The 12,805-nt window shown below is 45.5% G+C and carries 11 protein-coding genes and 1 tRNA gene; 10 read left to right on the forward strand and 2 right to left on the reverse strand.

Features of this window, described 5'->3' with window-relative positions; genetic code table 11:
• The first annotated feature begins 178 nt into the window (after positions 1 to 178).
• From H740_RS03455 to H740_RS03485, 7 genes are all read left to right on the forward strand, one after another.
• Positions 179 to 811 (forward strand): uroporphyrinogen-III synthase, encoded by a 633-nt coding sequence (locus H740_RS03455; RefSeq protein WP_002951353.1) that lies wholly within the window; start codon positions 179 to 181, stop codon positions 809 to 811.
• 232 nt (positions 812 to 1,043) lie between these two features.
• Positions 1,044 to 2,297 (forward strand): phosphoribosylamine--glycine ligase, encoded by a 1,254-nt coding sequence (gene purD / locus H740_RS03460; protein WP_002951355.1) that lies wholly within the window; start codon positions 1,044 to 1,046, stop codon positions 2,295 to 2,297.
• Complete coding sequence (locus H740_RS03465) at positions 2,294 to 2,743, forward strand: RDD family protein (RefSeq protein ID WP_002951357.1); 450 nt, start codon at positions 2,294 to 2,296, stop codon at positions 2,741 to 2,743. The genes purD and H740_RS03465 overlap by 4 nt, the downstream gene beginning before the upstream one ends.
• Positions 2,733 to 4,913 carry an LPS-assembly protein LptD gene (locus H740_RS03470; protein ID WP_002951359.1) on the forward strand — a complete coding sequence of 727 codons (2,181 nt, stop codon included), beginning with the start codon at positions 2,733 to 2,735 and terminating at the stop codon, positions 4,911 to 4,913. Before H740_RS03465 ends, H740_RS03470 begins: the two co-directional genes overlap by 11 nt.
• The gene (locus tag H740_RS03475; protein WP_002951361.1) at positions 4,906 to 5,616 is read left to right on the forward strand and encodes a phosphoribosyltransferase family protein; all 711 of its coding nucleotides are present in this window, start codon (positions 4,906 to 4,908) and stop codon (positions 5,614 to 5,616) included. The genes H740_RS03470 and H740_RS03475 overlap by 8 nt, the downstream gene beginning before the upstream one ends.
• Positions 5,601 to 7,796: a polyribonucleotide nucleotidyltransferase gene (locus H740_RS03480; RefSeq protein WP_002951362.1), complete on the forward strand. Its 2,196-nt coding sequence runs from the start codon at positions 5,601 to 5,603 to the stop codon at positions 7,794 to 7,796. Before H740_RS03475 ends, H740_RS03480 begins: the two co-directional genes overlap by 16 nt.
• A gap of 16 nt (positions 7,797 to 7,812) precedes the next feature.
• Positions 7,813 to 8,667 carry a universal stress protein gene (locus H740_RS03485; protein WP_002951364.1) on the forward strand — a complete coding sequence of 285 codons (855 nt, stop codon included), beginning with the start codon at positions 7,813 to 7,815 and terminating at the stop codon, positions 8,665 to 8,667.
• 470 nt (positions 8,668 to 9,137) lie between these two features.
• Here the strand turns inward: H740_RS03485 and H740_RS03490 are convergent.
• Positions 9,138 to 9,221 (reverse strand) — tRNA-Leu (locus H740_RS03490).
• Positions 9,222 to 9,268: 47 nt separating this feature from the next.
• Complete coding sequence (locus H740_RS03495; protein ID WP_002951366.1) at positions 9,269 to 9,568, reverse strand: F0F1 ATP synthase subunit C; 300 nt, start codon at positions 9,566 to 9,568, stop codon at positions 9,269 to 9,271.
• 228 nt (positions 9,569 to 9,796) lie between these two features.
• Between H740_RS03495 and H740_RS03500 the strand changes: the two genes are divergently transcribed.
• The 3 genes from H740_RS03500 to H740_RS03510 form a co-directional block, all read left to right on the forward strand.
• A complete protein-coding gene (locus H740_RS03500; protein WP_002951375.1) occupies positions 9,797 to 11,176 on the forward strand; it encodes a sodium-dependent transporter in 1,380 nt (459 codons plus the stop codon).
• Between the two features lie 2 nt (positions 11,177 to 11,178).
• A complete protein-coding gene (locus H740_RS03505) occupies positions 11,179 to 12,519 on the forward strand; it encodes a sodium-dependent transporter (protein WP_002951378.1) in 1,341 nt (446 codons plus the stop codon).
• Positions 12,520 to 12,805: TRAP transporter small permease subunit (locus H740_RS03510; RefSeq protein WP_002951379.1), on the forward strand; the 286-nt coding region annotated here is incomplete at its 3' end. It abuts the gene before it with no gap.

Raw genomic sequence — 12,805 nt, forward strand, 5'->3', positions numbered from 1 at the left:
GTGAAAAAATACGGTGCAGACGAGGCCGGCAAGCTGTATAAAGCACTAAAACAAAAGGCAAAAGAGTATCTAAGTAGGCGCGACGCGACGAAATAAAATTTGCGTTTTGGTTGCGGCTTTTAAAATTTGAGGATTTGCGGTAAAATTTGGACGCGAAATCATAAATCTAAGGGCGAAAATGATCTATCTAGTCGGGTCAAATTTGGAATTTGAAGGCGTAAAGACGCTGGTTTTAAACGAAATAAAATTTAATAAATTTAGCGTAAATTTAGCCGAATTTGACGCGCTGGTTTTGACCTCCAAAAACTCCGTAAACGCGCTAAAATTTAATCAAATTTCGCCCGATAATTTGCAAATTTACTCCATAGGCGAAGGCACTAGCCACGCGGCTAGCGAGTTTGGCTTCGCTCAAATTTACACCGCAAAAAACGCTCACGGCAACGACTTTGCCGCCGAGATCGCACCGCTTCTGCAAGGCAAAAAAACGCTATTTTTAAGAGCGCGAGAGACGGCTTCTAGCGTTGGTGAAATTTTACGCTCAAGCGGCGTAAATTTGACGCAAATAATCGCTTACGAAAACGTTTTTAAACCGCTTTGCGAGGAGCAAAAACCACCTAAAAATTCGGCGATTATTTTTACCGCCCCCTCAGCAGTGCGAAATTTTATACGAAATTTTGGCTGGGATGAGAGCTATAAAGCCGTTGCTATAGGGCTTACAACGGCAAAGGAGCTAGAAATTTTTACCTCGCCCGCAGTAAGCACCCAGCAAAATATAAATTCCTGCGTAAGCCTCGCAAAAACGCTACTTTAAGCTAAAATTTTATATAATAACCTTGCCTGAGTGATTTGGCAGCGTATTTTTACAGGGTCCAACACATTAGTATCGGCGAAGATGTGCGGAACTGTGTGACGTGGCTTCGTTTGAGCGTGCGAGCGCGAGAAGTTGCGACCTAAAGGAACCGCCTATTTGCAAGGTTGGCTTTGAATTTTCGGGCCACTTATATGCGCACCGCTCACTTGGGTTTTTTATTTTTGGAGAAATTATGAAAATTTTGATAATCGGAAGCGGCGGGCGCGAGTACTCAATAGCTCTAAAACTTCAAGAATCCCGCAAACACGAGCTTTTCTTTGCTCCAGGAAACGGAGCTACCTCAAAGCTTGGCACAAATCTAAAACCCAAAGACTATAATCAGCTCGCAGAATTTGCCCAATCAGAGCAAATAGAACTAACGATCGTCGGTCCCGAAGCGCCGCTAAGTGACGGCGTCGTGGATATATTTAAGGCGCGAAATTTAAACATTTTTGGACCAAGCAAGGCTGCGGCTAGACTCGAGGGCAGCAAAGCGTTTATGAAGGATTTTTTAGCTAGAAACGCTATCCGAACGGCTGCTTATCTAAATACCGATGATTACGATGCTGCGGCTAAATTTATCGACTCTCTTGCTGCTCCCGTCGTCGTTAAGGCTGACGGACTGTGTGCTGGCAAAGGGGTGATAATCGCGCAAAGCCGCGATGAAGCAAAGGCTGCGGCTCGCGATATGCTAAGCGGCGAGAGCTTCGGCGAGGCCGGTAAACGCGTGGTCGTAGAGGAGTTTTTAGACGGATTTGAGCTTAGCTTTTTTGCGATTTGCGACGGCGAAAATTTCGTCAGCCTGCCCGTAGCGCAGGATCATAAACGCCTAAAAGACAACGACGAGGGGCCAAATACCGGCGGTATGGGCGCGTACGCTCCTAGTCCGCTAGCAAGCTCTGAACTAATAAAACAGGTCGAAGAAGAGGTCGTAAAACCGACTTTAAAAGGCATGAAAGCTGAAGGAAATCCTTTCTGCGGCGTGCTTTTCGTGGGACTTATGGTGGTTAAGGGCGTGCCGTACGTACTCGAGTTTAACGTGCGTTTCGGCGATCCGGAGTGTGAAGTGCTAATGCCGCTGATCGACGGCGATCTGGGCGAAATTTTACTAAATGCGGCAAACGGCGATCTAAAACCTGTAAAACTAAAGGACGAATTTGCCGTAGGCGTCGTGATGGCTAGTAAAAATTATCCTTTTTCAAACTCGCCTAAGGCTAAAATCAGCGTAAAAAACGTGCCTGAAAACTCGCACATAGCATACGCGGGCGTAAGCGAGCAGAGCGGCGAGATATATGCCGACGGCGGACGGGTGCTCGTGTGCGTGGGGCTTGGCAAAAGCATAAAACAAGCGCAGCAAAAGGCCTATGATCTTTGCGAAAACGTAGAATTTGACGGTGCGCAATACCGAAAAGATATCGCCTGGCAAATTCTAAAAGGGCGCGAATGAGCAGGAGCGTCATAGATAAGCTCGAAAATGAAAATATCACGCTCGCTAGCGTCGGCAAAAGAGTCATCGCGTGGGGGATAGATAAATTTCTCATCTCGTTTTTGTTTTATGCCGTTTACTACGAGAAATTTGACGGACTAGATTACGAGCAGATCAGTGCGCTAGCTATGGAAATGATACCTCAGATAGTCTTGCTCGAGGTTATTTATCAGACGTTTTTTACTTGGTACTGCGGCGCTAGCATCGGTAAGGTCGCGATGAAGATCGTGTGCGTGGATATCGATCTGCTCGATAAACCCGGCTTGCTAAATTCTCTCACTCGCTCTTTGGTACGCATTATCAGCGAAAACGCGTTTTTCCTAGGTTTTGCATGGGCGTTTTCAAATCCATTATTTCAAACGTGGCAAGATAAGGCCGCGAAAACGGTAGTTATAAATGTTTATTAGATTTTTTTTGACGCTTATTTTTGGGGCTTTTAGTTGCTATGCTGTTCAAAATTTCGAGCTTTTGGCCGATGACGTAAAGCGCGACAATGGCATAGTTACCGCAAATAAAAACGTGCTTGTGTATTCGCAAGATTATTTGATGAGCGCAGATAGAGCCGTTTACGATCAGCAAAAAGAGATCTTGGAGCTTTTCGGTAACGTAAATTTGATAAGAAATAAGGACGAAATCTCGCGCTGCTCATACGCAAAGATCGATCTAAATAGTAAAGACAGCAACTACGAGACGCTATTTATGATGAACCGCGATATGGAAGTATGGATGCAGAGCGACGAGAGCAACAGCACGTCTAAATTTTACGAGGTAAACGGCGCGGTCGTATCGAGCTGTAACGTCCAAGACCCGGACTGGAAGATTAAGTTTAGCAGCGGTAAATTAAACCGCGAGAGTAAGTTTTTACACCTTTTTAATCCGATATTTTACGTCGGAAACGTCCCCGTGTTTTATCTGCCGTATTTTGGCTTTTCAACCGATACTCGCAGACGTACCGGACTTTTGCCGCCGGAGTTCGGTTACGGTAAAAATGATGGATTTTACTACAAACAACCGATCTATATCGCCGAATACGACAGCTGGGACTTGCAGTTTGATCCGCAAATCCGTACTAGACGCGGTACGGGTATCTACGGTACGTTTAGATTTGCCGATTCGCCTTATTCTAGGGGCTCGGTGACGCTTGGTGCATTTAGAGATACCGAGAGCTACCGCCAAAGACAGATCGAGAAAAACTCGCTAAGACTCCCTCTGAAAAACAAAACGCATAAGGGCGCTGATGTAAAATATGAGCGAGATAGACTCGTTAAGCACCTGATAAGCGAGGATCTGCAGGAAGGCTTGTGGCTCGATGCGATGGCGCTAAGCGATACCGACTATATAAATTTGAAAAAACGAGGCTCGGGTGGTGACGATAACCCTCTCGTGACCTCAAAACTAAACTATTTCTTGAGTAGCGACAAGCATTACTTCGGCGCATATGCTAGATACTACACGGATACGTCAAAAATCGGTAGTCCGAACGAAAACAAAGATACGCTTCAAGAGTACCCAAGCTTTCAGTATCACAAATTTACAGATAGCTTCATACTGCCGAACGTACTTTATTCGGTCGATCTCCACTCGCACAACTACACGAGAAAAATCGGCGTAAAAGCGACGCAGTACGAATTTAATCTACCGGTTTCATTTCATCTACCTTTAGCGGATGATTATCTTAAATTTTCATATTATCACTATTTATACGCTACTCGCGTGGACTATGCAAACAAAATGTACCGCCCGACCGGAGATGAGGACAAGAGCGCAAACTACATAGAAAACTACCACAAACTCTCGCTCTACACCGACCTAGCTAAGGCTTACGAGAGCTTCTATCATAGTTTAAATTTGGGCGTGGATTACGTAGTTAAAGCTTATAATGAAGGTGACCTACCAGACAGATACGAGACGGCCGAAGACGACGGCAATGTATATGTCTATGATATGCTGAGACGAAAACACCAAAGCTTTATCAATCCTCAGCACACTAGAGACGAGGTTTCGGCCAGAGCTACGCAGTATTTCTTTAATGAAGACGGAAGGAAAATTTTACGCCATACGATTTCGCAGGGTTATTACACCAAAGAAAATAAGCGCTCAAATTTGAAAAATATCATCGGCTGGTATCCGCTACCGAATTTGTCTTTTTACAACAGACTTGAGTATTCGCACGTAAATAAATACTTTGAAAAAGTCCAAAGCGGCGCGAGCTATACGCACGATAAATTCGGCGCTAGCCTCTGGCACACGATGCAAAGAAAAAATGCGCAGGAAAAACAAAACTACTTGCACCTAAACGGTTACGTGGAGCTTCCGTATAACTATAGGTTATTTAGCGGTACTCAGTACGACCTCGAGCGCGACTACAATAAGCAGTGGCAGCTAGGCGTCTCTCACCGCAGAAAGTGCTGGAACTACACCTTTGTCTACGAAGAGGAGCTTGAACCGATCACTGTTAAAGGAGGAGCAGCCGCCAAAAAATCAAGAGGCGTTTACTTCTTTATAAATTTCTATCCGATGGGCGGTGTGCACTACGACTTTTCGGTAGGACAGACGACGCAGGGCGGCAATGAGTAGCTACGAAGACTTTATGTTTGAAAACCAGCTCGAAGCAGCCGAAAAACTGCTCGAAATTTTGCCCAAAAAAGAGCTGGTCGCGGGCGAGTATCTGATGATATGTAGCTCTATAGACTCGGTCATCATGGTCGATAGCGTGGCTCGCGGGCTAAATTTGAGCTATGAGATTTTATTTTGCGAGCGTATTTTTGCGCCGAATAACCCGGAGTGCGAAATCGCGATGGTTAGCGAAAAAGACGACGTAGTGCTAAACGACGAGCTGATTAAAAGCTTTGGTATTAGTTACGATTTCGTTTACGGCGAGGCTGACCGTAAGTACGACGAAAAGATCCTAAAAAACGTCTATAAATTTAGAAAAGGCAATCTTATCGGCGATCTAAAGGATAGAAACATCCTGCTCATCGACGAGGGCTGCGAGACGGGTCTTACAGCGCTAACCTGCCTAAAAACGCTAATGCGCGAGCGGGTAAAATCAGTCACCTACGCTACGCCGCTCATCGCTACTGACGTAGCCGCAGCTATCGCGCCGCTGGTGGATGAAATTTACGCCGTGCACAAGATCGCAAATTTTATCGAAGTGGATTTTTACTACGAAAACAAAATCGAACCAAAACCAGAAACCGTGCTTTCCATATTAGAGGAGAGCCCATTTTATATACCATTACAAAAACAAGGAGATATCAGGGCATGCAGTATTCAATAGAAGTCAATAATCAAGTTGAAATTTACGATATAAACAAGGTCGCCAAGCAAGCTAGCGGCGCGGTGCTTTTACGCGTAAAAAACACCGTAGTTTTAGCCACCGTCGCTCGCGAGGATACGCAAGTTAGCGAGGATTTTTTACCGCTAACGGTGCAATACATCGAAAAAACGTACGCAGCGGGTAGGATTCCCGGCGGTTACGTAAAAAGAGAGACTAAGCCTGGGGATTTTGAGACGCTAACTTCGCGTATCATCGACCGCTCGCTGCGCCCGCTCTTTCCAAAGGGCTACGCGTATCCGACGCAAATAGTCGTGATGGTGCTATCTTGCGATCCCGAAGTCGATCTGCAAGTCGTCGGTCTAAACGCCGCTTCAGTCGCGCTTTATCTTAGCGACATCCCCGTAAATGCGCCCGTTTGCGGCGTGCGCGTGGGATATATAGATAATAAATTCGTAATAAATCCTAGCAACTCCGAGCTAAAAACTTCGGCACTCGATCTTTACGTAGCAGGCGTTAAAGACGAACTTTTGATGATCGAGATGAGAAGTATCCCGACCGAAAAAGACGAGATAGTGCCTATCGCGCTAGATCCTATGATGGATCCGAATTTAAGCGGCGTGATAGCGATGCAGGATATGAACGAATTTAGCGAGGATCTCATCGTGGAGGCGATCGCAGAAGCTGGCAAGGCGATACTTCGCGCCTCAAACGCTTATGAAGAGGCATTTAGCCAGCATAAAAAAGAAGACGCGCAGCTTGAGCTAAAACCGGAGATCGAAAACGAGAGCGTCGCCGTCTATCTAAACGAATTTTATAAAAACGACGTCAAGGCAGCTATAAATCAGATGGCTAAAAGCGAGCGCGCTAGCGAGCTAACCAAGATCGCCAAGCAAATTTTAACCGACGAAGTAGCGCAAAAAGAAGGCTGGGAGGAGGAGGTCATCTCTAACGTCCTAGCTAAATTTAAGAAAAAAATCGTCCGCGAGCAGATCATAAACGAGGGCGTTCGAGCTGACGGCAGAGGGCTTAAAGAGGTTCGCCCGATCAGCATCGAAACAAATATCCTGCCAAACGCTCACGGTAGCTGCCTCTTTACCCGCGGCCAGACGCAAGCCCTCGTGGTGGCGACTCTAGGCACCGACGGCGACGCGCAGATGTATGATATGCTAACGGAAAAAGGCGCCGTGACGGATAAATTTATGTTTAACTACAACTTCCCCGGCTTTAGCGTCGGTGAGGCTAGCCCGCTAAAGGCTCCGGGTAGACGCGAGCTGGGTCACGGCAACCTCGCTAAACGCGCCCTTGCACCTAGTATCGACGTAAATTCGCCTTATACCATCAGACTCGTGTCCGAAATTTTAGAAAGTAACGGATCAAGCTCGATGGCTAGCGTTTGCGGTGGCTCTTTGGCGCTAAGGGCTGCAGGCGTTGATACGCCAAAACTAGTAGCTGGCGTTGCGATGGGACTAATTTTCGAGGGCGAAAAACACGCTGTTCTAACCGACATCATGGGACTAGAGGATCACGACGGCGACATGGACTTTAAGGTCGCGGGCAGTAAAGACGGCATAACGGCGCTCCAGATGGATATAAAGCTGGGCGGTATTAGCCTTGACGTGCTAAAAGAGGCGCTTTTACAGGCGCGCGAGGGCAGGCTTCATATATTAAATTTGATGGAAAAAGCAAACGAAAATATCTCCGTAAACGAAGATATACTCCCTAAACTAGAGCTCTTTAGCGTTGACCCGGGCAAGATCGTGGATATCATCGGACAAGCTGGAAAAACGATAAAAGAGATTATCGAAAAATTTGACGTCGCCATCGATCTAGACCGCGAAAAAGGCGAGGTAAAGATCGCCGGCGCGCAAAAATCAAGCGTAGATGCGGCTAAAGACTACATCATACAAATCGTCTCAAAAGACGGCGGCAAGGGCTTTGGCGGCAAAAGAGGCGGCAAAGACGGCAAACCTCACAAGACGCCTGAGTTTAATATCGGAGACGAATTTGAGGGCGAGGTAAAAAGCGTGGTAGAATTTGGCGCCTTTATCGGGCTTCCGGGCGGCGTGGACGGACTTTTGCATATCTCAAAGATCAAAACGCCTCTAAAAGCTGGCGATAAGGTCAAAGTAAAAATCAGTGAGCAAAAAGGGCACAAAATTTCCCTTTCTCTAGCGCAATAAATTTAAAGGAGAACCGATGCAGTATAAAAAAATATTTTTCCCAATCGGCGCGGGCGACGACGTAAAAGAGCGTATCAGAGGGGCCTTGCTGGTCGCTAAGCATTTCAACAGCCACATCGAGATTTTGGCTTGCCAGCTAGATCCAGGCGTTGTTTATAATATGAAAATGACGCTTAGGGGCGGAGTTCTTTACGATGAGTTTTTAAAGGCGGCGAAAGCTGAGCTTGGCGTCGAACACGAACGCAATGAGACTATTTTTCATAAACTTTGCGAAGAGCTTGATGTTAAGGTTAGCGACGAGCCGATCGAAGGCAAAACGACGGCTAAATTTGTTACTAAAAGCGGCAAGCGAAGCGTAGTGGTCGAACAGGAGTCTAAATTTTGCGATATGGTAGTTGCCGCAGTACCGCTTGACGGTAAGATCACCGGCACTTTTGAAGCAGCGGTGCTAAAAAGCGGCAAAACGGCTATCACAATACCAAGGCGCATAACGAGCTTTAAGGCCGACAATATCCTAGTTAGCTGGAACGGCTCGACGCAAAACTCTCGCGCCGTGAGCAGCTCGATCGAGCTGCTAAAAAAAGCTAAAAAAGTGCATTGTATCACTTGCATGCCGCATTCTGGCGATGGTAGCGCAGAGGAAAATCTAAAAAAACTAGAAGAGTACCTAAAACTGCATGGCATACAGGCGACTTACGAGGTCGTGAGCACGACTTCGGTACCGGGCGAGGCATTGCTGCGAAGCGCTAAAGAGGGCGGATTTGATCTGATCGTGGCGGGCAGATACGGCGAAAACGGCTTTTTGGAGATATTTTTGAGCGGTACTTCGAGATATTTCCTTAAAAATACGACGATACCGGTCTTTATGTAGGACACAATTCGTAGCCAAATTTTTAAATTTGACGTTTGGCTCCGAGGTAAATTTAAGCGACCGGCTTCTTATAGGAGTTCGGTCGCTTTTTTATTTTAGAATTGACTCCAGGCACTTGCCGATTAAATTTGAGATTTTCCTTTTCTCATGTTTTATCATTGTTCTAAATTTAGACATGAATGAGCAGATTAAATTTGTCTTGCGAGACGACTACTTTTTGGCGATTTTTAAAACTTAAATTGTTGATTTGATTCTTTGCGGTTATTTAAATTTGCAAACCGCTTTTTCAATTTGATCGTATAAAGAATTGTGGCGGCCACTAAAACAATCCAATAGACTTAAGCTCTTTGATATATGATGATAATCGTAAGAACATTTGTGTATATCGACTTAATTTTTGCACGGTTACATTTTAGGCTAGCAGATCATTGATGGTTTTAAGAGTTTTTCTTGGGGGTTAATAAGTATGATGGTGCGACCTGCGAGATTTGAACTCGCACACCCTTCGGCACTACCACCTCAAAGTAGCGTGTCTACCGTTCCACCAAGGTCGCACGTAGATTAAATTAAAGAAAAAAGAGCGGGACGAACCCGCCCGATATTAAAACATTGGGTTTGCGTAAAGAACGATTAGCGCGATAACTAGTGCGTAGATAACTTGCGCTTCGATCATCGCAAGAGCAACGAACATCGTCGTAGTTAGCTTGCTGCCGACACCTGGATTTCTAGCTGTACCTGAGATTGTCGCAGATGCGGTATTTCCCATACCGATAGCGCCGCCAAGAGCCGCTAGGCCTAGACCGACTGCTGCTGCAAGAACAGAGTAAGATTTTAGCATTTCGCCGCCGTCCGCAAACGCGAAGCTAGCAAGAGCCATCATTAAGAAAACAACTTTTTTCATAAAGTCTCCTTGTAAATTTAAGCCATTTCGGATCAGACCCCTACTTTGAAGCTTTGAGAGCGCATTTTATAAAAATTTAGCTTTGAGTTACTTAAAACCGAGAAAATTTTCATAAATTTTCTATTCGTCAAATTTGTCGCCGCTAGTGCTACAAATTTACAAAAAATTTCAGCGATGTTTCGTTTTTCTACGAATTTATTTAAAAATTAGAATTTTAAAAGCTTTTTTATGCTAGCCTCGCTTCTGAAATTTCAAATACTAAGGTTAAATTTGGCGCAGGATAAATTTTCAAAAATCGGCTTTATCTTAGCCGTCGCGGGCTCTGCGGTGGGGCTTGGAAATGCGTGGAAATTCCCGTATTTAGTCGGTCAAAACGGCGGTTCGGCCTTCGTGCTTTTGTATCTTTTTATGACGTTTTTTATTGGGCTTGCGATATTTTTCGGCGAGATAGCTATCGGTAAGCTTTCTGAATCTGACCCCGTAAATGCCTTTAAAAAACTTGCTCCAAAGCGCAAAGAAACGTGGAAATTTGCAGGTTTTACGATGATAGGCGCGATCATCATCGCCTCTTTTTACACGGTCATCATCGGATGGATACTAAAATACGCAGTGATGGTAATAACCGAGCTGCCAAAGGACGTCGAGGCTTCGGAAAAAATTTTCGGCAGTTTTTACGCTAACGACGCTGCGTCTCAAATTTTTTACTTCACGATCGTGTTTTTTCTCTGCATTTTTATCGTATCAAAGGGCATAAAAAGCGGCATCGAGCGCGTAAATGTTTGGATGATGCCTTCGCTTCTTATCTTGCTTATCATCATGCTTAGCTACTCGTTTACGATGGACGGCTTCGTGCAGTCGGCTAAATTTTTGCTGGTTCCGGATTTTTCAAAACTAGGTGTGAGTAGCATTCTGACCGCTCTTGGGCTTGCGTTTTTTACGCTGTCTTTGGGTGTCGGCGTCATTATCGTTTACTCTGCGTCGCTGCCTGATAATACAAATTTAGTTAGTTCCTCGATCATCATCGTCGTGATAAACGTCGTGATGGGCATTTTGATGGGGCTTGTTATCTTTACCTTCGTGTTTGAGTTTGGCGCGACGCCTAGTCAGGGCGTGGGGCTCGTGTTTATCTCGCTGCCGACGCTGTTTGCGAAGCTAGGCACGCTCGGTCACGTGCTTGCGTTCGCGTTTTTCTCGGCTCTGCTTTTTGCGGGCATTACCTCGGCTATCTCGATGCTGGAGCCGTTTACGCACTATCTTATCCGCGAATTTGGCTTTTCTCGTAAAAAAGCCCTCGCGCTAATCGGCGCTTTCATCTACTGCATGGGCATTTTGTGTATACTTTCAAGCATCGAAGGCGTTAAGGAAAATTTGGTATTTTTCGGCAAGAGCTTTTTTGACTGCCTTGATTTTCTCAGCTCAAATATCATCATGCCGATAGGCGGCATCACGGTATCGATTTTCGTCGGCTTTGTCATCAAAAAAGACGCGCTTTACATACTTTTTGGCCCGTATATGAGTAGGGCCGTTTTTGAAATTTGGTATTTTATGATTAGATTTGTCGCTCCCATCAGCATCGTCATCATCACGATAAATGCGCTAAGGGGCTAAGCGTGGCAAGCGATAAATTTTCTAAAATCGGATTTATATTATCCATCGTGGGTGCCGCGATCGGGCTTGGCAACGCGTGGAAATTTCCATATATGGTCGGCGCAAACGGCGGTTCGGCGTTCGTGCTTTTGTACCTTGTTTTTGCCGTGGCGGTTGGGCTTAGTATATTTTTTGCCGAGATGGCGATGGGTAAAATTTCAAACGCCGATCCCGTTAACGCCTTTCGCTCGCTCGCTCCTAAAAACGGCAAATTTTGGGGGTATGCCGGCGTCATAATGATAACCGGCGTTTTAGTCGCGTCGTTTTATACGGTTATCATCGGCTGGGTTATTAGGTATTCGGTCTTGTCGCTGGGAGAGCTTCCGCAGAGTATCGCGGTTTCGGGCGAAAATTTCGGCAAATTTATAAGCTCTGATATCTCTGGTCAAATTTTATACTTTAGCATTGCGTTCGCGGCCTATTTTTTCATCCTCTCAAAGGGCATAAAAGGCGGCATTGAGCGCATAAATTTATGGCTTTTGCCGACGCTTTTTTTACTACTTATTTTTATGCTTATTTACTCGATGCAGATGGGCGGATTTTCGCAGGCGGCGGAGTTTTTGCTAGTGCCTGATTTTTCTAAGATCACGAGCGAGGCGGTGTTTGTAGCTCTGGGGCTTGCTTTTTTTACTATGTGTGTTGGTATCGGTGCGATCGCGACGTATTCGGTAAGTCTAGACGATAAGACCAATCTTTTCACCTCTTCGCTCTACGTCGTCGCGCTAAATATCATCGTTAGCGTCGTCATCGGCCTCATCGTTTTTACCTTTGTTTTTGAGTACGGCGAGCAGCCTAGCCAGGGCGTGGGACTTGCGTTTATATCGCTGCCCACGCTGTTTGCTAAGCTAGGAGCGATGGGAAACGTCTTAAGTTTTACATTTTTTATCGCGCTTATTTTTGCGGGGCTTACGTCGGCTATCTCGATGGTCGAGCCGCTCGTTTTTTATCTCATAAACGAGTTTAAGATCCCTCGCCTAGGCGCGATCGCGATCGTTGGCGTTTGCGTTTATTGCCTGGGCACGCTTTGCGCGCTTTCAAATATCGCCGAATTTAAAGACGCGCTCACGTTTTTCGGCAAAGGATTTTTCGACGTTTTAGACTATCTTGGCTCAAATATCATGCTGCCGCTTGGCGGTATCGTGATCGCGGTATTTGTCGGCTACGCGATGAAAAGAGGCAGTCTAGAGGAGCTATTTTTACCGTATATGGGTAGGGCGGTTTTTGAAATTTGGTATTTTTTACTGCGATTCGTTGCGCCGATTTGCATTTTGGCGATAATGATTAGACAAATTTTGGGGAGTTAAATGGAACGAAATTTAAAAAAAGTAGAGAGGTTTTTTGGTAAATTAGGCGACATCGTGGGTTACGTCTGTATACTCGTGATGTTTTTGATGATCGCGGACGTTTTTTTTAACGTCACGGCGAGATATTTTTTCAAATACGGTAACGTAGGCCTCCAAGAGCTTGAGTGGCACTTTTTTAGCATCATCATCCTGCTTGGCATGAGCTACGCGCTAAAAGACGACGCACACGTGCGAGTGGATATATTTTACGAAAAGATGAGCGTAAAAAAAAGAGCGCTCATAAATA

This window comes from Campylobacter showae CC57C, assembly GCF_000344295.2.
GTDB classification, from domain to species: Bacteria; Campylobacterota; Campylobacteria; order Campylobacterales; family Campylobacteraceae; genus Campylobacter_A; species Campylobacter_A showae_B.

What these genes read in the sequence shown, in the direction of transcription:
- H740_RS03455 (WP_002951353.1), top strand. Translation starts at nt 179, where the DNA reads ATGATCTATCTAGTCGGGTCAAATTTGGAATTTGAAGGCGTAAAGACG.
- purD (WP_002951355.1), top strand. Translation starts at nt 1,044, where the DNA reads ATGAAAATTTTGATAATCGGAAGCGGCGGGCGCGAGTACTCAATAGCT.
- H740_RS03465 (WP_002951357.1), top strand. Translation starts at nt 2,294, where the DNA reads ATGAGCAGGAGCGTCATAGATAAGCTCGAAAATGAAAATATCACGCTC.
- H740_RS03470 (WP_002951359.1), top strand. Translation starts at nt 2,733, where the DNA reads ATGTTTATTAGATTTTTTTTGACGCTTATTTTTGGGGCTTTTAGTTGC.
- H740_RS03475 (WP_002951361.1), top strand. Translation starts at nt 4,906, where the DNA reads ATGAGTAGCTACGAAGACTTTATGTTTGAAAACCAGCTCGAAGCAGCC.
- H740_RS03480 (WP_002951362.1), top strand. Translation starts at nt 5,601, where the DNA reads ATGCAGTATTCAATAGAAGTCAATAATCAAGTTGAAATTTACGATATA.
- H740_RS03485 (WP_002951364.1), top strand. Translation starts at nt 7,813, where the DNA reads ATGCAGTATAAAAAAATATTTTTCCCAATCGGCGCGGGCGACGACGTA.
- H740_RS03495 (WP_002951366.1), bottom strand. Translation starts at nt 9,568, where the DNA reads ATGAAAAAAGTTGTTTTCTTAATGATGGCTCTTGCTAGCTTCGCGTTT.
- H740_RS03500 (WP_002951375.1), top strand. Translation starts at nt 9,797, where the DNA reads ATGCTAGCCTCGCTTCTGAAATTTCAAATACTAAGGTTAAATTTGGCG.